At 47.9% G+C, this 23,304-nt stretch carries 25 protein-coding genes; 15 read left to right on the plus strand and 10 right to left on the minus strand.

From position 1 onward, the window contains the following. Positions 1-17: 17 nt before the first annotated feature. Positions 18-698, minus strand: a complete 681-nt coding sequence (locus tag QFX30_RS08320) for an archaetidylserine decarboxylase (protein WP_300490774.1) — start codon at positions 696-698, stop codon at positions 18-20. Positions 699-962: 264 nt separating this feature from the next. On the opposite strand from QFX30_RS08320, the gene QFX30_RS08325 reads away from it, so the two are divergent. The 14 genes from QFX30_RS08325 (at position 963) to hemA (ending at position 12,622) form a co-directional block, all read left to right on the plus strand. Beyond that, positions 963-1,595 (plus strand): hypothetical protein, encoded by a 633-nt coding sequence (locus QFX30_RS08325; RefSeq protein WP_300490777.1) that lies wholly within the window; start codon positions 963-965, stop codon positions 1,593-1,595. A gap of 1 nt (position 1,596) precedes the next feature. Next, the gene (locus QFX30_RS08330) at positions 1,597-2,670 is read left to right on the plus strand and encodes a rod shape-determining protein (protein WP_300490780.1); all 1,074 of its coding nucleotides are present in this window, start codon (positions 1,597-1,599) and stop codon (positions 2,668-2,670) included. Between the two features lie 16 nt (positions 2,671-2,686). Continuing rightward, positions 2,687-3,310, plus strand: a complete 624-nt coding sequence (gene rnhB / locus QFX30_RS08335) for a ribonuclease HII (protein WP_300490783.1) — start codon at positions 2,687-2,689, stop codon at positions 3,308-3,310. 115 nt (positions 3,311-3,425) lie between these two features. Continuing rightward, on the plus strand, positions 3,426-4,265 hold the full coding sequence (locus QFX30_RS08340) for a MotA/TolQ/ExbB proton channel family protein (RefSeq protein WP_300490785.1): 840 nt from the start codon (positions 3,426-3,428) through the stop codon (positions 4,263-4,265). A 4-nt stretch (positions 4,266-4,269) separates the two neighbouring features. Beyond that, positions 4,270-4,656, plus strand: coding sequence for a biopolymer transporter ExbD (locus tag QFX30_RS08345; RefSeq protein WP_300490788.1), 387 nt, complete (start codon positions 4,270-4,272; stop codon positions 4,654-4,656). A 16-nt stretch (positions 4,657-4,672) separates the two neighbouring features. Next, positions 4,673-5,296 (plus strand): IMP cyclohydrolase, encoded by a 624-nt coding sequence (gene purO, locus QFX30_RS08350; RefSeq protein ID WP_300490791.1) that lies wholly within the window; start codon positions 4,673-4,675, stop codon positions 5,294-5,296. Then, positions 5,297-6,055, plus strand: a complete 759-nt coding sequence (locus tag QFX30_RS08355; RefSeq protein WP_300490794.1) for a coenzyme F420-0:L-glutamate ligase — start codon at positions 5,297-5,299, stop codon at positions 6,053-6,055. Positions 6,056-6,063: 8 nt separating this feature from the next. Further along, the gene (gene cofD, locus QFX30_RS08360; protein ID WP_300490797.1) at positions 6,064-6,969 is read left to right on the plus strand and encodes a 2-phospho-L-lactate transferase; all 906 of its coding nucleotides are present in this window, start codon (positions 6,064-6,066) and stop codon (positions 6,967-6,969) included. Beyond that, positions 6,966-7,715 (plus strand): GTP cyclohydrolase III, encoded by a 750-nt coding sequence (locus tag QFX30_RS08365; RefSeq protein ID WP_300490800.1) that lies wholly within the window; start codon positions 6,966-6,968, stop codon positions 7,713-7,715. Before cofD ends, QFX30_RS08365 begins: the two co-directional genes overlap by 4 nt. Positions 7,716-7,791: 76 nt before the next feature. Next, a complete protein-coding gene (locus tag QFX30_RS08370) occupies positions 7,792-8,520 on the plus strand; it encodes an MJ0144 family RNA dihydrouridine synthase-like protein (protein WP_300490962.1) in 729 nt (242 codons plus the stop codon). 94 nt (positions 8,521-8,614) lie between these two features. After that, on the plus strand, positions 8,615-10,207 hold the full coding sequence (gene atwA / locus QFX30_RS08375) for a methyl coenzyme M reductase system, component A2 (RefSeq protein ID WP_300490803.1): 1,593 nt from the start codon (positions 8,615-8,617) through the stop codon (positions 10,205-10,207). Positions 10,208-10,339: 132 nt separating this feature from the next. Further along, a complete protein-coding gene (locus tag QFX30_RS08380; protein ID WP_300490806.1) occupies positions 10,340-10,807 on the plus strand; it encodes a methanogenesis marker 9 domain-containing protein in 468 nt (155 codons plus the stop codon). A gap of 11 nt (positions 10,808-10,818) precedes the next feature. Then, complete coding sequence (locus QFX30_RS08385; RefSeq protein ID WP_300490809.1) at positions 10,819-11,436, plus strand: bifunctional precorrin-2 dehydrogenase/sirohydrochlorin ferrochelatase; 618 nt, start codon at positions 10,819-10,821, stop codon at positions 11,434-11,436. Then, entirely contained in the window at positions 11,426-12,622 is a 1,197-nt protein-coding gene (gene hemA / locus QFX30_RS08390) for a glutamyl-tRNA reductase (protein ID WP_300490812.1), read from the plus strand. The genes QFX30_RS08385 and hemA overlap by 11 nt, the downstream gene beginning before the upstream one ends. A gap of 105 nt (positions 12,623-12,727) precedes the next feature. Here hemA and QFX30_RS08395 read toward each other — a convergent pair whose 3' ends face one another. The 8 genes from QFX30_RS08395 to eif1A form a co-directional block, all read right to left on the minus strand. Further along, complete coding sequence (locus tag QFX30_RS08395) at positions 12,728-13,843, minus strand: AAA family ATPase (protein WP_300490815.1); 1,116 nt, start codon at positions 13,841-13,843, stop codon at positions 12,728-12,730. A gap of 282 nt (positions 13,844-14,125) precedes the next feature. Continuing rightward, complete coding sequence (locus QFX30_RS08400; RefSeq protein ID WP_300490818.1) at positions 14,126-14,953, minus strand: deoxyribonuclease IV; 828 nt, start codon at positions 14,951-14,953, stop codon at positions 14,126-14,128. 42 nt (positions 14,954-14,995) lie between these two features. Continuing rightward, positions 14,996-16,009 (minus strand): phosphorylating glyceraldehyde-3-phosphate dehydrogenase, encoded by a 1,014-nt coding sequence (locus QFX30_RS08405; RefSeq protein ID WP_300490820.1) that lies wholly within the window; start codon positions 16,007-16,009, stop codon positions 14,996-14,998. A 252-nt stretch (positions 16,010-16,261) separates the two neighbouring features. Continuing rightward, the gene (locus QFX30_RS08410) at positions 16,262-17,323 is read right to left on the minus strand and encodes a DNA topoisomerase IV subunit A (RefSeq protein ID WP_300490823.1); all 1,062 of its coding nucleotides are present in this window, start codon (positions 17,321-17,323) and stop codon (positions 16,262-16,264) included. Further along, complete coding sequence (top6B, locus tag QFX30_RS08415; RefSeq protein WP_300490826.1) at positions 17,316-18,890, minus strand: DNA topoisomerase VI subunit B; 1,575 nt, start codon at positions 18,888-18,890, stop codon at positions 17,316-17,318. The genes QFX30_RS08410 and top6B overlap by 8 nt, the downstream gene beginning before the upstream one ends. Positions 18,891-19,080: 190 nt before the next feature. Then, positions 19,081-19,647 carry a KH domain-containing protein gene (locus QFX30_RS08420; RefSeq protein WP_300490829.1) on the minus strand — a complete coding sequence of 189 codons (567 nt, stop codon included), beginning with the start codon at positions 19,645-19,647 and terminating at the stop codon, positions 19,081-19,083. 205 nt (positions 19,648-19,852) lie between these two features. Further along, positions 19,853-20,680 carry a serine protein kinase RIO gene (locus QFX30_RS08425; protein WP_300490832.1) on the minus strand — a complete coding sequence of 276 codons (828 nt, stop codon included), beginning with the start codon at positions 20,678-20,680 and terminating at the stop codon, positions 19,853-19,855. A 24-nt stretch (positions 20,681-20,704) separates the two neighbouring features. Further along, on the minus strand, positions 20,705-21,004 hold the full coding sequence (gene eif1A, locus QFX30_RS08430) for a translation initiation factor eIF-1A (RefSeq protein WP_300490834.1): 300 nt from the start codon (positions 21,002-21,004) through the stop codon (positions 20,705-20,707). A 140-nt stretch (positions 21,005-21,144) separates the two neighbouring features. Here eif1A and glp point away from each other — a divergent pair, with 140 nt between their 5' ends. Then, positions 21,145-22,371, plus strand: a complete 1,227-nt coding sequence (gene glp, locus QFX30_RS08435; protein ID WP_300490837.1) for a gephyrin-like molybdotransferase Glp — start codon at positions 21,145-21,147, stop codon at positions 22,369-22,371. 146 nt (positions 22,372-22,517) lie between these two features. On the opposite strand, the gene cobK is transcribed toward glp, so the two are convergent. Next, positions 22,518-23,303 carry a precorrin-6A reductase gene (gene cobK / locus QFX30_RS08440; protein WP_300490840.1) on the minus strand — a complete coding sequence of 262 codons (786 nt, stop codon included), beginning with the start codon at positions 23,301-23,303 and terminating at the stop codon, positions 22,518-22,520. Position 23,304 lies beyond the last annotated feature (1 nt).

Below are 23,304 nucleotides of genomic sequence, written 5' to 3' on the forward strand. Positions count from 1 at the left end.
TCTGAAGTAGTGTCTGACTATATGTTTGTGGTCTCATTCAGCCTTATGAACCTTGCGACTACGGTCTCCCCTGCAACAGCCCTTGAACCTGTCTTCACAAGTACCTCACAATTTTGTGGCAGTATAAGATCTACCCTGGAGCCAAACCTTATCATACCTATACGGCTTCCCATTTCAACATGGTCCCCCTCATTTACGTACTGCACGATCCTCCTTGCAATGAACCCTGCTATCTGCACTACACCGACATTACCATGCTCTGTTTCTATTACAATAAGGTTTCTTTCATTTTCTGTCAGTATACGTGAACGTGCAATCCTGAATTTACCGTCAAAGTGCTCTGTGTATATCACCCTTCCTGAGACAGGGGCTCTGTTGACGTGAACATCAAATGGAGACATGAAGGTGCTTATGAGAATACCTTCACCACTATCAGGAAATATCCTGTCAATAAGAGGATAATCGGATCCCACACATTTTATGCGGTCTATTCCACCTGATAAGCGCCTTCCATCTGCGGGGGCAACTATTAGGTTGTCTTCAGTGGGGGTATTCCTTTCAGGATCCCTGAAGAACTGCATTATGAAGGCTATAAGAGTGAACATGAGTATACTGACCGTATGGTAGCCGAGGAGAAATGGGATGGTGGCCACACTTATGAGGAAACTGACCCTTTTTGCAACGCCCTTCACAAACACACAATTCACCTATTCTAATGCTGGATCACATGAAGACCCTTTAAGAGTAAACTCCTGGTTTCCACTCATTAGCAACTGCAATGAACCTTATTGGGCTGCAGCCTTTGAGGAAATCAGCACACTACTGGATGTTGAATATTTTAGTGAAACATATATATAGTCATGTGCTGAAGATTAAATGTAATCTGTGGTTGATATGTATGTGTTTTCCTCTGGAGCAGGGGAACTTTCTTTTAAGTTCCTTTTAGAGTAGATGTGATGGTGATGATAGAGAGTAGGATAAAGGTTCTCAGAAAGGCAGCGCAGGTTTCAACAGCCCAGAGTTCAGACAGGCTGTGGTGTGTGATTGCAGGTAATGAGGAGATGGTCAACTCTGTGGCATATGAGGCAATCACATCCAGGGATCTTGTAAAGATACTCTTCAGGGAACACGTTACCATCAAGGATTCCTTTTTAAGAAAACGCTTTGATTTAATAATGCTTCATGGTGAAAGCAACAAGATAAGAGATCTTTCACTTATATGCAAGGAAAAGGGAGGCGCCTATATAAAGATAGCCCCCTATTACGTTGAGAACGAACCCAACCTTGTGCTTCTGGTGGCCCCTGAAAACTACATGAAAAGATTTGCAGGGGAGGCCGAGAAGAATAAAATAGGTTTTTCATTCATCCTTGAGGACAGAACAAGTGGATTTATAGAAACAGACGTCTACCTTACAGAGAGGCTCCCGGCATTTATAAGGAATATAATCGATCCCCTCTTCAAGGTTACAGACGTTGTCCTGGTAACACTGCTGATATCTGTTCATGAAGCAGGGGATGTTGAGAGGATAAATGAGATAGCATCCCGCAACAACATATTTGCAGTTGACTTTAGAGACATATTTAAGGAGGAGTAGCATGTTTTCATTTGGAAAGAAGAAATCTGAAGAGAAACAGGAAAGAAAGAGTGCAATTACCAATACACTCGGAATAGACCTGGGCACCCTCAATACCGTGGTTGCCAAACCAGCAGGGGATAAATTTGATATCTACAAGATTCCCTCTGTGGTAGCCGTCAAGAAGGAAGACCCATCATATGTCCTGGCAGTGGGTGAAGAGGCAAAGATGATGCTGGGAAGAACCCCTGAGGACATAATCGCTGTGAGACCACTGAGGAAGGGTGTTATTGAGAGCGTTGCACAGGCAGAGGCCCTCCTTGTATATGCAATGGAGATGGGGGCGGGAGATTCTGAGTCCATTGATAGGATAGTTATAGGCATACCAGGGGATGCCTCAGAGGTTGAAAGAAATGCCGTTGAGGAGATAGGAAAAAAGGCCGGCGCGAATTATGTCCTAGTTATAAGTGAGGGTCTTGCAGCCGCCATAGGGGCCGGATTGCCCATAGCAGAGGCATCGGGGACAATGGTTGTTGACATAGGGGCTGGTTCAAGTGACATTGTTGTGATATCCCTTGGAGGCATAACTGACATTGAGACAATCCGTGTCGGTGGGGATGATATTGACTCCAACCTTGTTGAACTGGTGAAGGAGAAGTACAATGTTGAGATAGGCATCCATGAGGCAGAGAAGGCAAAGATAGAGGTTGGAATGGTCAAATGTGATGAGGATCTTGAAAACCTTAAAACAGTAGTTATAGGCAAATGCATGGAGACAAACAAACCTAAAAAAGTTGAAATTGACTCTGAAATGGTTGCAGAGGCTGCTGAGCCAGTTGTAAAAGGTATAGTGGATTCCATAGCAGCAGTCCTTGAAAGACTCTCACCTGAACTCATCTCAGGGGTCTACAACAAGACTATAGTGGTGGGTGGAACCTCACAGCTCAGGGGCCTCAGGGAGAGGATACTGGATGAGGTTGGCATTCCTGCTGAGATATCAGATGACCCCATGACAGTGGTTGCCAAGGGAGCCGCAATAGTTGCTGCAGAGCCAAGGGCACTTGAACCTGAAGTAAGGCTCAAGGCAATGAAATAAATTTTTTTCTGATCTGATGAAGGTTCTTGGAATTGATGAGGCGGGAAGGGGTCCTGTAATAGGTCCCCTTGTCGTGGCAGGTGTCATGGTCCCTGAGAGGAAGTTCTCGATACTCCGAAAGATGGGTATAAGGGACTCAAAGAAGCTCACACCCGAGAGGAGAAAATTTCTTGCCCGCAAAATAAGAAGGATCTCAAGGGTGTTCACGGTCAAGATATCGGCATCGGATATTGACAGGATGCGTGAGAAGGGCTTCAACCTCAATGAGATAGAGAAGATAGCAATAAAGAGGATAATAGCCGAGGCACAGCCTGACTCCGTCATAATAGATTCTGTGGATGTTAAACCAGAGAGGCTGGCTGAGGAGATAAGGTCTCACTTCGGGGACATCGAGGTGAAGGCCGAGCACGGTGCTGATGCAAAGTATTACCCTGTTGCAGCGGCATCAATAATAGCCAAGGTTGAAAGGGACCTTGAAATAGAGAAGATACAGAAGAGGAACAGGAAACTTGGGGACATCGGCTCTGGTTATCCCAGTGACCCCCGCACAAGGGCTTTTCTTGAATCATTCGGCTACGATGAACTCCCGGAATTTGTGAGGAAATCATGGGCCACGGTCCAGAAGAGTAGGAAAAATTAATTTAATTATGTCTCTCATGAGATTTTCATGAATATTGGTTAGTGCATATCTTCAACCAGACCATTATTTTTAAATATATCCTCTCCGGTAAATACCCATCAGGTGAGGCAGAAAAATGTTTCTCGAACCAGTATTCAGCTTCTTTGGCACAGTACTTGAAATGTTCCGCAGCGGCGGTGTAATAACATACATAATAGCAATCATAGGCATATACGGTTTTATCACGTCCATTGAGAAGATACACTATCTAAGGAAGATTTCACGTGTTAGCACACCCCAGATAATAGGTAAAGTCAATGAATCCATGGAGAAGGGCGGAGCACTTGAGGCCCTCCGGGAGATAGGGCAGTACCAGAATCCAGTATCAAAGATAATATCAGAGGCCCTCAAGATAGGCTATAGGAACCGTTCAGAGGTTGAGGATGCGATGGAGCGTGTTTTTATTGTTGAGATGAGCAACATGACAAAGGGTCTGGGGACTCTCAGGACAATAATAGAGGTCGCCCCAATGCTGGGTCTTATAGGGACCGTCATAGGGATATGGTACACATTCAGGGCCCTCGGTGTTAACGCTGACCCCGCTGCAATGGCTGAGGGAATCTATGTTGCACTGATAACCACAATACTTGGACTGGCAGTTGCTATAATCCTCATGCCCCTCTACTCCTACATAACAGGCAGAATAGACGATGAGATAGACAAGATTGAACTCATAAAGAAGATGACAAACTGGGGGTACGCCATCATGAGGATAAGGGTCGATGGAGACGTTGATGATGTGGTTGGGGCCCTCATGGAGTCGGATGGTGTTGTCAGCGTGAGGACGGTTGATGACCCTGAGGCAAACCTTGTGGTGGCATTCAAGCCCAGCATGCTTGAGAAGAGCATAAACAACATAATACTTGAAAGGTGCGGTAAGAGCGCCGAGATAATTGAAAGCAAGCTGCGGCAGTGATAAAATGGTCCTGGATACAGAGAGGTACAGGAACAAGGTCCATGGAAGGCCAAGGTTCAACATGGTCCCATTCATTGATATACTCTTCACAATACTGATTTTCCTTGTGGTAACAACCACCTTTTCAGGGGGGGCAGATGAGGCATCAGGAAAGCCCCAGATAAGTGAAAACACCGGGCCATCAGAGTACTACTTAATACCTGTCGCAGGCCTGAGGCGGGTAACGGTTAATGGCATTGACATGTCCAGCCACATAAAGGACAGTGCGGTGGCAGTCCACACCAGGGTCATAGATGAGGGTGAAATAATAATAAGGCCCAGGGAGGGGGCCATAATCATAACAGCACCACCGGACCTCCCGGTCGATAAGGCGGTTAAAACACCATCATAATTTTTCAGGTGATATGATGTATCTTGGAAGAATACTGGCAGTTGGGAGAAACAGCAGCGGATCCTTCGTGGCATACAGGGTCTCAAGCAGGTCCTTTCCAAACAGGACGGCAAGGCTCCTGGATGAGAGGGTTGCGATTGTACCAGTTGAGGGCTGTGAGGGTGACGTATTCAAAAACCCCTACATAGCATACAACTGCATAAGGATAGTTGATGGGACTGCAGTTGTATCCAATGGTTCCCATACCGATACCATTGCAGATAAGATATCCCTGGGGATGAACCTGAAGGACGCCTTGGGCTTCTCTCTCCTTACAATGGACTATGAGAAGGATGAACTAAACACCCCCAGAATCGCAGCGGCAATCAATGACTCGGATGCATTCATAGGAATAGTGACGGAGGATGGGATAAACATCAGAAGGGTCCCTGAAGGCGTTTCAATGTACATATCAACATATGAGCAGATAGAACCAGCAGAAACCAGTTTTGAAGCCGGAAATGCAGAGGAGGCGGCAGAGTTCATACTGGGCGGCGGAGATTTTGCAGCATTCACACACCCTGTTACCTCAGCAGCGGCATTCAACGCCGGAGATGGCTGGAAGCTGGCGACAGTAGAAAAAATAAATTCCGGTGCTTAAATGCAGATAACCCTAACTGGAGTGGAGGGCCTACCACTTGTCTCAGAGGGTGATGACATAGCAGCCCTCATAGTGGACGCCCTGAAATCCTCGGAGATGGAACTCCTTGATGGTGACATAGTAGTAATCGCTGAAACACTGGTGGCAAAGGCAGAGGGAAACACAGTTGACCTCAGGAGAATTGAACCATCCAGAAAGGCACTTGAAATAGCATCAAGGACAGGTAAGGACCCCAGACTAGTTGAAGCAATTCTTGAGGAGTCCAGTGAGATAATAAAGGTTGGTCATGACTTCATAGTATCTGAAACCCGGCACGGCTTTGTATGCGCCAATGCAGGTATTGACGAGTCAAATGTTGAGGATGGACTGGCAACCCCACTCCCGGAGGACCCTGATGGAAGCGCCAGAAGGATACTTGAGGGTCTTCAGAAACTCACAGGAAGGGAATTGGCTGTCATAATCTCCGATACACAGGGAAGACCCTTCAGGGAGGGGGCTGTGGGTGTTGCAGTTGGAGTCGCTGGAATTTCACCGCTGTGGGATCGGAAGGGTGAAGTGGACCTTTATGGCAGGAACCTCCAGACAACCCGGGTGGCTGTTGCAGATGAGCTGGCAGCTGCAGCCTCCCTTGTGATGGGACAGGCAGATGAGGGCATACCCGCAGTCATAGTAAGGGGTTATCCATGGGGACACCTCCACGCCACTGGCAGCGCAAGGGAACTCTTAAGGCCCCGGGAACTTGACGTCTTCAGGGATTAGGTGGTTCAATGATAACAGTCCTCTCTGGGGGTACAGGCACACCAAAACTCCTTCAGGGCATTGTAAGGGTTGTTGACCCCTCTGAGGTTACGGTGATAGTTAATACGGTTGAGAATGATTATTTCTCCGGAGTCTATGTTGCACCTGACATCGACACAGTTATCTACACCCTTGCAGGGATAATAAATGAGGAGACATGGTATGGGGTTCGGGACGACACATTCATAACCCATGAGAGGCTTGCTGAACTTGGATGCCCGGAGCTCCTTAGGATAGGCGACCTTGACCGGGCATTTAAGATACAGAAAACCCTCCTTTTAAGGGACATGCCACTCCACAGGGCGGTGGAACACCAGTGCAGGGCACTGGGTGTGAAATCGAGGGTTATTCCAATGAGCAACCAGGAATCTGATATCAGGATAATTACAGATGAGGGTGAGATGGGGTTCCATGAGTTCCTTGTGGAGAGGAGATCAGAGCCTGAGGTCCTGGATGTTCGTTTCAGCGGGGTTAAACCAGCACCTGGTGTTCTTGAGGCGATTGAATCTGCTGAAAGGGTCATAGTGGGACCATCCAATCCTGTGACATCCATAGGACCCATCCTTAAAACAGAGGGTGTGAGGGATGCTCTCAGGGATGCATGGGTAGCTGCAGTCTCCCCATTTATAGGTAGAAGGCCATTCAGTGGCCCTGCAGGGAAATTCATGGAAGCTAAGGGCTATGAGGTCTCGAGCCTTGGCCTTGCAGAGATGTACGGGGATTTTCTTGACATGCTGGTGATTGATGGGGCCGACTCAAACCTCAAGACGGAAATAGAAAAACTAATAAAAGAGGTAACGATAACAAACACCATCATGGAAAACATAGGGGATAAAATAATGTTGGCCAGAATACTTTTGGGTGAAATATTATGATACAGATGACCTTAATTCAGATAGACAATTATGGGCCATGGACAGTCACACCAGCCCCACGTAATGAGGCTGATCTTCAGATACTCCAGGCAGAACTTTACGCTGACCTCCAGCGCCAGTTTGCTGCCCGTCAGGGACTTGTTTTCTTCACAAGATTCGATAACATGCTCGCCATCACTAATGGTATAGGAGTGGAGGACCACAGAAGGATACAGAGGTCCATAGGTAACCGTTACCCCATAACTGTGAGCATGGGTGTTGGGGCTGCTGAGACACCCTATGATGCCCAGAGAAACGCTTCAAGGGCTCTTCAGAGTCATGGAGGGGCCCAGTCAGAGGATAGGAAGGAGGTCCTTGCCATAGATGGTCTTGTGGATGAGGGTCATGTGCAGATTGCACATATTGATATAAATGGCATCACAGAGACCATGACTGACATTGTGCCGGCCTATGACACATCATTCATTGTTAACCGGGTCCAGCACTTCCTGATGAAGAAACTCATAAAGGAGGGCGCCCTTCTATTCTTCATAGGTGGGGATAACTTCATGTCCCCCTGCAATGGCCTTGAACCGCAGGGTCTGCTTCGCATACTCAATGAGATAGATGACGAGATAAACGTTGCACTCAAGGCGGGTATCGGGAAGGCGCCAACCGCTGAGAAGGCCGCTAACCTGGCAGACCTGGCCCTTGAGGAGATAAGGGGCGGCTTTACATATGACCTGGTCCATGTGATGAAGGAATAGCTGATGAATTTCTGATCAAGTGGATGTTCTAAACCAGAAACTTATGGTTGCTGATAGCATAATTGTCCTGGCCCCAATGGCAGGTATAACCGATGCAGAATTCTGCATGAAACTTATCCCCTATGGTTTCGATACTGTTACACTGGGTGGCTACAATGCAGATGAGGAAACATCCAGGGCTGGAAGGCTGATAGCTCAGAGGGGCAGACCTGAATTTGATTTTGACTCTTCTGAACTTAAATCCATAGTAAAATCTGAGGCATCAAGGATAAAGGACAGTTTTGATGTGCTGGTCTCGGTGAACCTCAGGGCCCTTGACCCAGAACCCATCATGGAGATATCATCCATTGAGGAAGTGGATATTGTTGAGATAAATGCACACTGCAGACAGCCAGAAATAACATCCCTGGGCGCCGGCCAGGCGATGCTCCGTGACCCTGATTTTCTGGAGGACTTCACATCTGAGGTCCTGAGGGGTGCCAATGCAGAGGTCTCTGTCAAGATACGGGGAAATGTGCCTGGAGTTGATACGGCTGACATTGCAGGAATGCTTGATGACCTTGGGGTGGGCTACATTCACCTGGACGCCATGAAACCAGGGGAGGATAGGGCTGACCTTGAACTTGTAAGTGAAGTTTCACAGGATTTAAGGAATGCTGTCCTGATAGGTAACAATTCTGTGAGAGACCTCGAATCCGCATTTAAGATGCTTGCTGCAGGTGCAGATGCGGTATCAATTGCAAGGGCCGCCATATCTGGTAAAATAGACTTCAATCTCAGGGAAATCAGATTTAATCTGGACTAAAAATTTAGAAAATTTTAATAGTCCCTTTATCAAAAGAATAATACAGATTCATCTTTCACCGGTAACGTTAATTTTAGCAACTGAGGGTGAGCACATGTCTTTCATAAAGCTGGAAAACGTCACAAAGAAGTTTAAGGGTGTTGATGTTTTAAAAAACATCAGCATTGAAATCGATGAGGGCAAGGTCCTTGGTATACTGGGAAGAAGTGGGGCAGGAAAATCTGTTCTCATAAACATGCTAAGGGGTATGAAGGAATACAGGCCGGACTCTGGCCGTGTGATCTACAATGTGGCAATCTGTCCAGAATGTCTGAGGGTTGAACCCCCATCCTTTGAGGGTAAGATGTGTGGATGCGGCTCAAAATTTTCACTAAAGGAAGTGGACTTCTGGAACTGTGACAAGAAGACCTTCGCCGCTGTCAGGAGAAGAATAGCCATAATGCTCCAGAGGACATTCGCCCTCTATGAGGATGACACGGTAATCGATAACGTCATAAAGTCAATGCCGGATGTTGAATATGAAAAGGCCCTCTACCACGCCCTTGACCTCCTTGAAATGGTTCAGATGAGCCACAGGATAACTCACATTGCAAGGGACCTCAGTGGAGGTGAAAAACAGAGGGTTGTCCTTGCAAGGCAGCTGGCCAAGGAGCCAATGGTTTTCCTGGCTGATGAGCCAACCGGTACCCTTGACCCCCAGACAGCGGAGCTCATACACGACGCCCTCCTTGAAGGTGTCAAGGATAAGGGAATAACCATGATCATAACCTCCCACTGGCCTGAGGTCATGAGGGACCTCTCTGATTATGCCATATGGATTGAGAAGGGTGAAATAATTGAGGAGGGAGACCCTGATGACGTTGTTGCCAGTTTCATGGAACAGGTGCCCGCACCCGAGAAGGTGAAGGAGTTTGAAAGGGAAACTCCCATCATAAAGATGATTGATGTTAAGAAGCACTACTACTCCATCGACAGGGGTGTTGTAAAGGCTGTTGACGGTGTTGACCTCACAGTCTATGAGGGGGAAATCTTTGGTGTTGTGGGACTCAGCGGGGCCGGTAAGACGACTCTCTCAAGGATAATAATTGGAATAACCGAGCCAAGCAGCGGGAAGGTCTGCGTGAGGCTGGGTGATGAATGGATAGACATGACCGAAAGGGGGCCCCTTGGCCGTGGCCGTGTGACACCCTACCTTGGGATACTCCACCAGGAGTACAGCCTATACCCCCATAGGGATGTGCTGGGTAACCTCACAGAGGCCATCAGCCTTGAACTTCCGGCGGAGTTTGCTAGGATGAAGGCAATCTATGTCCTCAAGGCGGTGGGCTTTGATGAGGAGTACGCAGAGAAACTCCTTGACAAGTACCCTGATGAGCTCTCAGGTGGTGAGAGACACAGGGTTGCCCTTGCCCAGGTCCTCATCAGGGAGCCAAGGATAATAATTCTTGATGAGCCCACAGGTACAATGGACCCCATAACCAGGGTGCAGGTTACAGATTCAATCCTAAAAGCTAGGGAGGAGCTGAATCAGACCTTCCTGATAATTTCACATGACATGGACTTTGTCCTTGATGTCTGTGACAGGGCATCCCTCATGAGGGGGGGCAGGATCCTCAAGACCGGTGAACCAGAGTCAATCGTCGGGGACCTCACACCCGATGAGAAGAGGGGGATGCTCAGGGAATAAACCCCCTTATTATCTACGAACCACAATTTATTTATCAAAAAAGCTGTTAAAGGCATTAAGTGGTGTATTTCAGCCACCACGTGGTGAATTATTATTAACAGAATAAACATAATTAATAAAGGAGGACTGTGTTTGGTATGGAGCGATGCACCATCCCATGTTTGCAGGGGTGGTGATAAAAGGGCGCTTGCATTCTGCTGCCCACCGGTGAAGCCCTGCCCAATAATGATAGCACTCGAGGAGGCGGGACTGACACCACAGGATTACATTGAAATCAAGGAGTCATTCGCAAGGAAGACGAGGCTCGGCGAGGGCCAGGGGACATGCTTCGGTTCACTTGTCTGGTGCTGCAAACCCTCAAAGCCCTGTCCACTCAGGGACATGGCCATGAAGAGGATCAACATGACAACCGAGGAGTACATGGAACTCAAAAAGAGGCTCTCAGAGGAACTTGTTGGTACCTCTGAACCTGACACTGAGAGCGTGAAGGCCCTGGCAGAAGCCTTTGAGGTATCCATTGAGGAGGCTAGGGAGGCCCTTGCAGAGGCAGATAATGACCTCAGAACAGCTATGAAGATACTCAGAATGAAATCCCTCTGAGGGATGGTAAAATGTCCCTCACACCCCTCTACATTGACATGGAAGGTAAGAGGGTACTCGTGGTGGGTTCAGGTGAAGTTGGAAGAAGAAGGGCAATGAGGTTCATCGAGGCCGGTGCAGAGGTTGCGGTTCTTGGACAGGAAGTTGAAGGTGCTGTTTCAATATCCGAGGAGAAACTTGAGGAGTGGATTAGTAAGGCAGACCTCATAGTTACTGCAAGTCCCGATAGAAGTCTCAATGAAAGGGTAACTGAACTTGCAGGGGGTAAACTCCTTAACCGGGCGGATGACCCCTCAAGGGGTAACGTGGTTGTCCCATCGACATTCAAAATAGCGGATGTTTCAATCTCAGTATTCACAGGTAAAAAGAGTCCACTGATGGCAAAATACCTCCGCAGGAGGATCCAGGAGGTCATAAAACCAGAGGATATACTAATGATTGAGGTTCAGGATGTATCCCGCCGCATGCTCATGGAAGAAGTCCCGGATCACAGAAAGAGGCGGAGAATTCTCTATGAAATCTCTGAGGATAAACTGGTACAGAAAAAACTTGAAGCTGGTGATCTGGAGGGTGCCATAAGGAGGGCGCGGGACATAATCATGGATAGGGGGGCTTCAGGTGATTCTTAACATAAGACTTGACCACAAGACCTCTGATGTGAAGACAATGGAGACAGCATCAGACAGGATAGAGGAGATTGTGGGTGAACTTGAGGCCCTTGGAACCGTGACCGAGAAGGTGCCCCTGAGGACCTGCAACAGGGTCGAGTACTACCTTCACGTCACAGGGGTCCCACCTGAATTTGATTTTAACGGATTTACAGTTGAAAAAGATGAGGAAGCCCTTCTACACATTTTGAGACTGGCTTCAGGTCTTGAATCAATGATAATAGGGGAGGACCAGATACTTGGACAGATAAAGGCTGCAAGGCTACAGGCCCTCCGTGAGGGTACCTGCGGACCCCTCCTTGATATGGTGTTCACCAAGGCGGTCCATGTGGGACAGACAGTGAGGCGTAAGACGAAGATAAACAGGGGTTCCGTCTCAATAGGATCAGCTGCTGTTGATCTTGCAGAGTCAATACACGGTGACCTCAAATGCAAGAAGGTCCTTGTTATAGGGGCCGGTAAAATGGGGACACTGGTTGCCCGCGCCCTCGCCGAAAAACACCTCAAGGCAATAATGGTTGCAAACAGAACATATGAGAGGGCCTACCATCTTGCATGCGAACTCGGTGGTGATGCAATACACTTCGACAGGCTCAACAGGGCCCTCAGGGATGCAGATGTTGTTATAAGTGCCACGGGTTCACCCCACTATATACTCACCCGTGAGCGTGTCATGGAGTCAATACCACCTGAGAGAAGATCCAGAATTGTGATGATTGACATAGCCAACCCACGGGATATAGAAGAATCCGTGAGGGAACTTGGTGTCAGGCTGTTTACAATCGATGACCTCAGGGGCGTGGCCGAGGAGAACCGGAAGAGAAGGGAGGCAGAGGCGAGGGAGGCAGAGGCGATAGTGAGGGCTGAACTTGAACTCCTCCTGAGGACAATGAAGCACAGGGAGGTGGAGCCACTTCTTGCTGAAATAAGGGGACGGATGGAGTCCCTCAGGCAGAGGGAGGCAGCTAAAGCAATTAAGAAAATTGAAAACAGCGGAGACCCTGAGAGTGTTGTTGAGGGTCTTACAAGGTCCATCGTTGATAAGATATTCCATGATATCGCACTGAAAATCAGGGATGCTGCAGAGAGGGATGATAAAGAGTTCTTGAGGATGTGCTCTGAGCTCTTTGACTGTGAGGAATTTTAGGGTTGGGATGTATTCTGAGCTTTTAAATGCAGAGAATAGAGTTTTGTACACAGAGTTCTACAGAAAAATTAAAGTTTAAGAGGAATTTAAAATTAAAAAATTGATCTAGGCGAACATGTGTCTGGGTTCGCCTTTTATATCCCCTTTTTTAAGGGCATATTCTATGTGTTCACGCTCCACCCGGGGACTGTCATCTGCCAGTGCTCTGTGGAGGGCTGTTTTAAGAACCCTCTCCTTTATGTCCCTTCCGGACATCCCCTTTGTCAATTTAACAAGTTTGTCCAGGGAGAAATCCACATCCAGGGGCATGGTCTCAATGTATTTCTCAAGCATCATCCGCCGTTCCTCATCCCCTGGTAACTTGAACTCTATTTCCTCCTCAAAACGGCTTCTTATAGCATTATCAAGAAGTTCAGGGTTATTGGTTGCCCCTATGGTTACAACACCCCAGTTCTGATTTATACCATCCATCTCGGTTAGCAGTGCGTTAACCACCTCTGAGACGTCCCCACGTAGGGACTGGAATCTCCTGTCGAGGCCAATTGCGTCCATCTCATCTATGAATATAACTGATGGGGCAGTTTTTGATGCCAGTTCATAGAGTTCATGTATCTGCCTTGCACCGTCACCCACATGTTCACCTATGAGACTCGTGGCCTTTATAAGGTAGAGGGGAACCCTGAGTTCATTTGCAAGGGACTTTGCAAGCATGGTCTTGCCTGTACCTGGACTTCCATGGAAGAGGACGTTTCTGGGCGCCCAGTCCCTGAATCTGTCGGGGTCCTCAAGGTACTTCATTATTATCCTGCACTTTATCTTGGCGTCCTCCTGACCGATAACATCGTCCATGGTTATGTCACTTTTCACCTCATGGAACTCCTCCCTCTCGTTCTCCAGCAGTATGATGGAGGTGTTTCGGGTAATCTTTGAACCGTTGGGGTGGGCCCTTATTATTTTGAATGCATAGTCAGGGAGCAGTTTCTGGTCGAATAGATAGGAACCCTCAGTTGCACTGAAACCCTCCCACTGGTCCCTTGCATAGATCTCAAAGAGCTCCTTGTTAACGGCGTCTATCCTTGGGGACTCCATCAGGTTGCATACGAAGGGGTATCCAACCGGCTGGAGAACAACAAGTTTCGCCTCCCTTTCAGGATCAGAGGCCTTCACAGGAAACTTTTTATCTGATAGCTGGGGGTCATAGACTATGTTATTGAACTTCACCACATCACCTGTTCTTCAGAAACAAGTTCTGATACTGTGATATATTCAAGAAATAAATTCATCATAGGTAAATTGTGTATAGGAGTGTATAAAGTTTTAGGTACAGTCGTGAAGTGTGGACTTTAAGCACACTTCATGCAGTTAATTCGATAAACATGAAGGCACTATGATGTTGTCCTGGGAACTTTTGCTCCAGTTCGCTAAACAAGGAGACTCTTAGACTGCTTTTAAACTTCATTCAACAAATGGAGGAACTTTTCTGACACTTATTCTGGACCAACGTTATCTGCTGAGGTATCCCTCAAGGAGAGACTTTATCCTTCTTGCATCCTCATCCTTTCTGGGTGTCTCAGAGATTATGGTGGCATCCCATCCCCCCTCAACCAGCACCTCAATTAGGGGCTTAATAGGAGGACCAAAGCCTTCAGATAGGGTGTGGTGCTTTCTCTCTCCAGCGTCTGTGTACTCTATCCCTGTGAAGTGACAGTGTAGGTGCTCCACTCCTAATCTTCCCTCAATCTCCTCAAGTATTCTCCTGTAATCACTGGCGCCCCCTATACACCCACCACCCCTTGCATGTATATGTGCAAAGTCCACGGTGGGCATGACCTTATCAAATTCCTCTGAAAGACTTATTATTTCCTCTAGACTTCCCACTTGTGACCTCTTGCCGGTGGTCTCAGGTGCAAGGATAAAATCTTTGACCTTGGAACTTTCAAGTCTTGAGATCAGTTCTCCAAGTGACTTCCTGCAGAGCTCAAAGGCCCCTCTCCTCCCAAGGTCACCGTAAAAGCCGGGGTGGAATACAATACGGTAGGCACCCATCCACTCCCCTGCAACCGCACAGTCAAAGAGCCGGTCAATTGACTTCTCTATGGTTTCCTCGTTGGATGATGAAAGATTTATATAGTAGGGGCCGTGCATTGAGACAAGTATATCATTCTTCCTTGAATTTTCACCTATCTTAAGGGCGTTTTCCTTCTTCAACCTGAGACCATAGGTTGCCTGGTACTCATAGGCGTCAAGTCCCATGGCCCTGATCTTCTTGAAAACACTGACTGTACTGCCACGGTAACCCACAGGGTTCCCTGCAGGACCAACCCTTATCAAAAAAACACCCGGTTAAAGGGTTAAATAGAAAAAAATTGGTTTTTAGAGTATGCCCATGGCCCTGTTGGTCTTCATTATGGACTTCATGTTGTCCTCTTCAAGTTCAAGGAGGGCCCTTATTGCATCAACGCTCTCGGGGACGGCATCGGATTCCTGGTGGACCGCCTGCATGTAGAATAGTTCCCCTTCAACAACATTTATGGACTCCTCCCAGACGGGTATCTCGAAGAGGTCATTCCTTGACCTTCCAAGCTCCTTGGCGTACTCCATTATCTCTGCGGTTGATGCAAGGCCCTCTGAGGCCCTTACAAGCATGACCCTGGTTGTCTCGTCCAGCTTAGCCTTTATCTCATCGGCGTCCACCGGGTTCTCCAGTTCCACCATTATATTGTGCTGGTGCATCAGTGTTGTTGGGACAAGGAGTGCGACGGTGTGGATATTAACGCCCTTCATGACAGTTTTGAGGTCAGGTCCGTGGTGTGAGGGGACCGTTGGGGGGTTCGGTACAATGGCGTTTATTGGACCCTTTTTCACCTGTACAGGGTCAGCACCCCTTCTTACCATCACTGCCCTCACCTTCTTTATTCCGCAGAGGTCATCTATTGGTTTCAGGGTCCTGCAGAGGCCGGTGGTGTTGCAGGAAACAACCCTTGTGTAGTCGGCCCCCAGTGACTCTTCGTAGTTTGTGAAGGAGTTGAAGGAGAGTCCAATGGCGTCGTGCTTTTCACCACCCTGGAATATGGCTTTTATCCCCTTTTCACGGTACAGTTCAAGGTTCTTGGCACCGATGCCCTCGGGTGTTGCATCAACCACGATGTCTGCTTCCTCCAGCATATCCTCCACGGTACCGCCCACAGGGATTCCAGCGTCATCAAAGAGCTTTTCACGTTCAGGGATGCTTACATAGAGGTCATAGCCCTTTTCAATTGCAACCCTCGCCTCAAAATCAGGTTTTGTTTTGCTGACACCAACTACCTTCATGTCGTCCTGGGCAGCCACAGCGTCGGCGACTCTCTTTCCTATTGTCCCATACCCGTTAATGGCTACAGATATCATTAAAGAAACCTCCTATCCCCTGAAAACTTTTGTTCCCAGAGGAACCTCTTAAGTTTAAAGGTGTAATCTGATATTATTTCTCATCGATTATTTTATATAGTTATCTCTGTGATGGGTGGGGACTTTAGGTTTATAGTTATCTCTGAATGAGTGACTTGGGGTGGATAACCATTAAAAACCGTTGAGTTTAAGACATGAGGAATTTTCTTATTCTAAAAAAATAAATAAAAACAAAGTTATGGAGAACAGTTTTTACTGGTTCTCCACGGCTTCAAGCTTCTCTGGAAGATAAGTGTCAACTACGTACTCAAGACCATACTTCGAGAAGGACTGCTGTTCTGCCTTCTTACCGATCTTCAGCATCTTCTTTATTTCGGTCTTCCAGAACTCATCCCTGTACCTTGGATCGTTCAGGAGTTCTTTGAGCCTCACCACATCGATGTCCTTGAGGGGATCTGTGGGGAGGTCGTAGTTTATGATGTCACTTGCCGTGACCCCCAGGAACTTTGCATCGGGGGTTGCAAGCTGGTGGTTCACGTGGGCGAGCTTCGCACTCCCTGAGATTATGACCATGGCGATGTGGAATCCCCATGGGTCTCCGTCGTTACAGATGTACACTGGAAGGTTCAGTTCCTCGTTGACCCTCTTTATGAATCTTCTGGTTGCCCTTGCGGCCTGGCCCTTAAGCCCAACGATGAGGGCGTCGAACTTCTTGTAGGCCTTCTCCTGCACGAGACGGTGGAACATACCCATTGTTTCCACCGCGATGACACGTTCAACATCGTGATCCACGAATTCAACCTCATCTATGGTGGGTGATATGTTGTAACCTGATTTGCCAGATCTGAGGGCGTTTATCTCTATGTCACCTTCACGGACCGTCAGGGCACCGTAGACAGATGCACCGTCCTCCTCTGGCATGAGACCAAGTTCCTCCCTGGTCATTCCCAGGGTAACCTCAAGGTCCTCTCCAACTATGTTGGATTCCTGCTGGTCTGCAAAGTCCACCTCCCAGCCCTCTGAGATGTAGTAGAGCTCCCTTAGGGTGGCGGTCTTCTCCCTTGCCACGAGGTCTTTGCAGAAGTTTGCGGTGTATAGCATCTGACCTATCTTCTTTATCTGCTTCACATTACCCATGGAACGTGTACCGTAGCGATCACCCAGGATGTAGTGCCTCTTCTCTTCATCGTAGATTATGTTGGATGTACCCCTTGATGGAACCTTTATCCTGGGGATCTTCCCACGGGCTACATCGTCGAGTATAATATCTCCAAGACTTTTAAGTTTGTTAATGGCTATTTCCCTTCTATTCATCGAGTGATTCCCCCAGAATTTCAAGTTTTGCCCTTCTTGTAACTGTGTCAAGGAGTTCCCTGTAATCAGGTGCCTCCCTCTCTGCCAGGAGAGCCGCCTGTTTTATGATCACTGGAACGTATTTTTCAAATACCTTGGCCCTTTCAGCCTCCTCTTTGGCGGCCTTCTTCTTCCTAAGGTACTTGTAGAGTTTTCTTGCAACTATCATGGTGGCCTGCCTGATTTCATGGAGTATTTCAGGTTCAGGGGCCACGCTCTGCTTACCTGTTGAGAGGTATGGGACGTTGGTTGATACAATGTTCACGAATATGGTTAGTGGTGTATTTTCAAGGTCCCTTATACCGTAGCGCCTCCAGTCAAGGCTCTTAACACCCTCGGTTATTGCGCAGCTACCGGCATCAAAGGTTAACGGGACCCTGTTGGCAAATCTCATTATCTCGGCCTTCCTCTGGTCACCGACAAGTCTACCGGAGTTTCCACCGTAGGCTATACCAGCCTCAACCACAAAGGCTATACCCCCACGGTAGGTTTTGGGTTTCCTTGTCACGGTGGCGGTGAACTCTGGCTGGAGTATCTCCTTCATACCCTTCTCAATCTGCTCCTCCCCGATGGGTATGAGGCCTGAGGTTGGTGGTGACATGAACTTCATTTTCTTGAATGCCTCAACTATCTTCTCGGCCTCTTCCCATTTCATGTCCTTGGGGCGCTTGTTGAGGTCTATTCCTGTGAGTTCCTCCAGTTCCTTTATCTTCTTGGAGGACATCCTTGAGAGGTTACTTGTAAGCATGCTTCTGAACCGTCTCTTGTTGGTGTGCTTTGCCATGAATATGAGGTCATCGGCTGTGACACCCCATGGATGTGGAAGGACTTCCTTTGGCATTGGTGGAATGACGTCTGATGCCCTGTTGAAGACGTAGCGGTTTCCTGTGGGGTCATTGAATATTATCTTTGCATGGGGGTTGGCTATCATCGTCCTTCTTATGTATTCGTAGGCTCCCTGCTCTGAGAGTGAGTAGGAGACGTCCTTGAAGTGGAGTTCTATGCAGACCCCTGTGTCTTCAACCTCCACCTCCTCCTTTTCGAGTATGAGGCCCTGGTTCTTCTTAACGTCCATCTTGAGGGTCATTTTGACCCCTTTGAGTTCACCGTTTTCCCTGGTCCCTGATATGACTTTTATGGGTTTGCCTGTGGTCATCTGTGATAATAGCACGCAACCACTGCATCCAAGTCCCTGTTGCCCCCGGGACTGGATGTTTCTGAATTTGGACCCGGCGAACATGGTACAGAATACCTTTGGGATGTACTTTTCAGGTATCCCGGGGCCGTTGTCCTGGTGTCTGAGGATGTAGTGGTCCTTACCAATCCTTTTGAGGTCTATTTTGATCTCAGGGAGTATTCCCGCCTCTTCGGCGGCGTCAAAACTGTTTGTTATGAGTTCATGAAAAACTATCGTCAGTGACCTTATTTTTCCTGTAAAACCCAGCATCTGCTTGTTTTTCCTGAAGAATTCTGAGGGGGTGAGTTCCTGGAATCCTTCGTCAAAGAGATCCAAAGCTTGCCTAGCCAAAAGTTCGCCTCCTTAAATAATTTTTCACAGGATAATACGCATGGGATATCATGCTCATATACATATATGTATAACTTATAGCATATAAACTTATACACCTAGGTGTAGCTATTGAAGAAGTTATAGTTCGAGTGATATATGTGAAATAATTAAAATTTGCCCTCACAAAAAAACAGGTTTATGATGGAGTTTACATGAATTTAACGCCTTTCTGAAACTCCTTCATTTTCATTTCCTGTTTCTTCTTTTCAAGAAATGCGTACACAGATTTGTGCCTGGCGCCATTAAGTATCATTTCAACGGCTTCCCTTGCAACAGATAGTTTTTCAAATTCACCTATCAGCGCAACAGTTTTTCCATAGACAGATATATCCACCCCGGTCATATCATGGATTATGCGTCTGGTTATACCACCCCTACCTATTACACGGCCCTTCTGCCGTGCTATGGCCTTTTTGGATTTGCCGACATAGTCGGTTATCTTGATGATGTCAAGGGCAACATCGTCGTCCAGGAGCCTTAGGGCAACCTCCGGGTTGAAGCCACGTCCTATAGCCCTGACTATGTTCCTTGCCTTCCATGGTGACAGGGGATCGTCGAGTTTATCCTGGGGTATTAGTGTAACTGCACCGGTTTCGCTGTCAATTTTAAGGTCTGTCTGCGTTAGACGCTCAATCTGTGACTTGACCTCACCATTTTTACCTATCAGAACTCCAACCCTTCCTCGGGGTATTTTTAGATATTCCTCGGTGGGCATCTAATTCACCTCAATGAATAAATAGGGATCAACGTTTATAACACTAAATTAAATTCCTGTAAAGTATCCAGCGGACTTTCCATTCCTGTTTTGTTATCCGCCCCTTCGCCAGGGTTCAAGGTAATGTTTTAAGATTTTTCTTTTTTTAATTCTTTTTGTCAGGTTGTGGTTTTCCGTGTTCTTTAATACTTTTCCTTGGAGCTGATTATTGTAGGGTTTCTGGTTCCTTTTTGATTCTTCTCCTTATATCACCCTCATTTACACTGACACCCAGCCTTTTGAAGTCACGGACCACATTCTTTATATCCCTTTCAAGGAGCTCCATGGCCAGTGGGTGATCAAGGACCATTGCCTGGGATACGTCAATTATAACCGGTTCTCCTGAATGATTCAGTATGTTGAAGAAGGATAGATCCCCATGTACAAGCCTTGCACCAGTGTAGAGGCGGTGCATATATTCAACTATCAACTCAAGGGTCCTCTCAGGGTCATCGGGTGGAACCTCCCTCATGGTGGGAGCCGGTTCACCGTCATCCCCGATGAACTCCATTATGAGGATGTTGTCCCTTGCGACCACTGGTTCAGGCACACGGACACCTGCCTCCAGGGCTCTTTTAAGGTTCCTGAACTCCTTGTTAACCCATGCCTGGACAAGCTGGCGTCTGTTGGTTGTCCTCACCCTGAATCTCGGGTCCCCCTGTATGTAGTACTGCATCTTCCTGAAGTCAGATGTGGCGACACGGTAGATCTTGACAGCAACAAATTCGTCGTTATCGGTTATACCCTTGAAGACATTCGCCTCCTTACCTGTGCTCACAGCACCATTGAGCACCGCAAGGTAACCCGAGTTGGCAAGTTTGTAGAGTGTTTTGAGGGTAAGCTCATCAAAGACCTCACTTCCCACCCGACGATCCTCAACACCCTTCAACCTCTTGGCGGCCTCCATCCTTCCAAGATCAGATTCCACCCTATCCACAGCCCCTGATTTAAGTGCCCTGAGTTCAGGGGCCCGTCCTGTTTCTTCAGGATCCATTAGAATCAGCTTCTCTCGGGACAATCAGAGTTTGAGGTAGCCCTTCCTCTCAAGCCAGTTGGACTCTGTACGGGTGTACCTCCACACTATATCGGCCTTCTCCTCGCTCTGGAACTCCCATGGCTTCACAAGTACAACGTCACCCTCACGGATCCATATCCTCTTCTTCATCTTGCCGGGGATCCTGGCAAGCCTTATATGGCCATCGGCACACCTCACCTTGAGTTTCCCGTGCCCCATTATCTGCTCAACAACTCCAGGTATCTCGCCCTTCCTGGGCGTCCTCACACGCCTAACTTCCTGTGTCTGATGTCCTCTACTCAAATACTCTCCTCCTCTTTTTTTCGTTGATTAACTTTGATTCTAATGCGATTACACATTCAGCAATCAAAGAAATAGACAGTATAATTTATTACCGGTGCAGATATAAATAAATTGCTTAGACTGCTTTTCATGGTGATCCAATGGGAGTCGAATTTCTTGATATAATCGATCTGGATGATGCAAGGAGGATAATGGCCGATCTCTTCAGGGAACTTTACAGTAGAGGTTCTGAAACCGTTAATATTGATGATGCCCTCGGGAGGGTACTTGCAGAGGATGTTGAAAGCCCCATTGACCTGCCACCATTTGACAGGGCATCCAGGGATGGGTATGCGGTGGTGGCCTCAGATACCTTCGGGGCAAGCGATGAGAAACCTGTGAGGCTCAGGTGTATTGAGACGGTTGAGGCAGGCTCTTTGCCATCAAGGAGGGTTGAAAGCGGTTCATGCACCAGGATAAGTACGGGGGCGCCTGTACCTGAGGGTGCCGATGCAGTTGTCATGGTTGAGTACACCGAGGTTAGTGGCGGAGACGTCTACATACATAGACCGGCATACCCATCGCAGCATATCGCGGCTACAGGATCTGATATTGGGGCGGGCAGTGTACTTGTTGGGGGTGGAAAGGTACTCTCACCCGACAAGATCGCGGCGCTTTCAGCTGCAGGGGTCACCTCGGTGAGAGTTGTATCAAGACCATTGGTACATGTCATATCCACGGGTAATGAACTCATTGAGCCCTCAGGGAGACTTGAACCTGCAAAGATATTTGATTCAAATTCCCTTGGAATATCGGCGGCACTGAGGGATGCTGGCTGCAGTGTCAGCCGTGGGGGTATAGTTAGGGATGATTACGATGAACTCAGAAGTGCCCTCATTGAGGGGCTGGGCAAAGCCGACCTTGTTATAACGTCTGGAGGCACCTCTGCGGGGGCGGGTGATGTCCTGGCGGATGTGCTTGCGGAGCTTGGTGAGGTGGTCATTCATGGTATCTCCATGAAGCCGGGTAAGCCCACCATAGTGGGGGTGGTTGATGATAAGATGGTAGTGGGGCTCCCCGGTTTCCCGGTCGCAGCCCTTCTGGTTTTCAGGTCACTCGTAGAACCATTCCTCAGGGAACTCTCAGGAATAAAAGCCCCTGAAGGTTCTGTGAGGACACTTAAACTTGCCGAGAGATTCCACTCATCAAGGGGCAGGGTCCAGTATGCACTTGTGAGGGTTGATGGCCAATATGCAAGGCCCATATTCAGGGATTCCGGTGCGATAGCAGCCCTTGCAGGGGCCGATGGATACATTGAGGTGCCAAAGAACGTTGAGATGCTCAATGAGGGAGAGGAAGTTGAGGTTGTTCTCTTTGAGAACCATTGAACATATTCTTTAAAGATTTAAAAGCAGTTATCTAGTTTCTATTCTAAATTTTTTTAGTGTATGTTCTTTAAAGATTTAAAAGCAGTTATCTAGTTTCTATTCTAAATTTTTTTAGTGTATGTTCTTTAAAGATTTAAAAGCAGTTATCAGTTTCTTTTTCTATTCAGGATCTCTGTGACATATTCCACAAGTTCATTAATGTCATGGAATACCTTTTCTCTTTTCAGGTCAACCCCTGGCCTCTCAACGAGAATGATGGGTATCCTAAGCTCTGATGCAGCGGTGACCTTCTCACGGAGGCCCCCTGTCTCTCCACTCTCCTTGGTGATAACCACACCTGCACGGTATTCCTCCATGAGCACCCTGTTCATCTCTCTGGAGAATGTCCCCTGCATGGCGATGATCTGCCCGGGGGGCACCCCGAGCCTGTGGCATGCCTCAATTGATGAGGTCTGTGGCAGGACCCGGACGGCAACCCTCTCAGGATCCAGTGACTCAAGAACCTCAGGTAGTGTTGAGACCCCTGCAAGGTGCATCGCAACCTCACCCTCCCTGAGGAGTGATGAGGCCACCTTCCCGGCCTCCCTGAATGAGTCAACCCTTATGGCGCCCTCAACATCCAGCCGTGGCCTTTCGAACCTCAGGTAGGTTATGCCTGTATCCTGGCATGCAAGGAGTGCATTTTCAGTGGCCCTTGTGGCGAAGGGGTGGGTGGCATCTATGAGGAGCTCAGCACAGATTTTCTCTATCAGTTCTCCCAGCCCGGATCTGTCAAGGGGCCCTCTGACTGTTCTTAATGCCCCTGAACTTTCAGCGAGCTCAGCACCATATTCGGTGGTTGCTGTGGCTGTTATATCAATTCGAGGATCCTTTGAGAGTTTTTCTATGATTCTCCGGGCATCCATGGTCCCTGCCATCACAATAACATTCATA

It is taken from the genome of Methanothermobacter sp. (assembly GCF_030055435.1).
Taxonomy (GTDB): Archaea; Methanobacteriota; Methanobacteria; order Methanobacteriales; family Methanothermobacteraceae; genus Methanothermobacter.

Coding starts and splice junctions, on each gene's coding strand:
- QFX30_RS08420 (WP_300490829.1), bottom strand. CDS start 19,647: ATGCCCACCGAGGAATATCTAAAAATACCCCGAGGAAGGGTTGGAGTT.
- atwA (WP_300490803.1), top strand. CDS start 8,615: ATGTCTTTCATAAAGCTGGAAAACGTCACAAAGAAGTTTAAGGGTGTT.
- purO (WP_300490791.1), top strand. CDS start 4,673: ATGTATCTTGGAAGAATACTGGCAGTTGGGAGAAACAGCAGCGGATCC.
- QFX30_RS08330 (WP_300490780.1), top strand. CDS start 1,597: ATGTTTTCATTTGGAAAGAAGAAATCTGAAGAGAAACAGGAAAGAAAG.
- cofD (WP_300490797.1), top strand. CDS start 6,064: ATGATAACAGTCCTCTCTGGGGGTACAGGCACACCAAAACTCCTTCAG.
- cobK (WP_300490840.1), bottom strand. CDS start 23,303: ATGAATGTTATTGTGATGGCAGGGACCATGGATGCCCGGAGAATCATA.
- QFX30_RS08355 (WP_300490794.1), top strand. CDS start 5,297: ATGCAGATAACCCTAACTGGAGTGGAGGGCCTACCACTTGTCTCAGAG.
- QFX30_RS08425 (WP_300490832.1), bottom strand. CDS start 20,680: ATGGATCCTGAAGAAACAGGACGGGCCCCTGAACTCAGGGCACTTAAA.
- QFX30_RS08325 (WP_300490777.1), top strand. CDS start 963: ATGATAGAGAGTAGGATAAAGGTTCTCAGAAAGGCAGCGCAGGTTTCA.
- QFX30_RS08405 (WP_300490820.1), bottom strand. CDS start 16,009: ATGATATCTGTAGCCATTAACGGGTATGGGACAATAGGAAAGAGAGTC.
- QFX30_RS08365 (WP_300490800.1), top strand. CDS start 6,966: ATGATACAGATGACCTTAATTCAGATAGACAATTATGGGCCATGGACA.
- rnhB (WP_300490783.1), top strand. CDS start 2,687: ATGAAGGTTCTTGGAATTGATGAGGCGGGAAGGGGTCCTGTAATAGGT.
- QFX30_RS08345 (WP_300490788.1), top strand. CDS start 4,270: ATGGTCCTGGATACAGAGAGGTACAGGAACAAGGTCCATGGAAGGCCA.
- glp (WP_300490837.1), top strand. CDS start 21,145: ATGGGAGTCGAATTTCTTGATATAATCGATCTGGATGATGCAAGGAGG.
- QFX30_RS08370 (WP_300490962.1), top strand. CDS start 7,792: ATGGCAGGTATAACCGATGCAGAATTCTGCATGAAACTTATCCCCTAT.
- QFX30_RS08410 (WP_300490823.1), bottom strand. CDS start 17,323: ATGAATAGAAGGGAAATAGCCATTAACAAACTTAAAAGTCTTGGAGAT.
- QFX30_RS08385 (WP_300490809.1), top strand. CDS start 10,819: ATGTCCCTCACACCCCTCTACATTGACATGGAAGGTAAGAGGGTACTC.
- QFX30_RS08340 (WP_300490785.1), top strand. CDS start 3,426: ATGTTTCTCGAACCAGTATTCAGCTTCTTTGGCACAGTACTTGAAATG.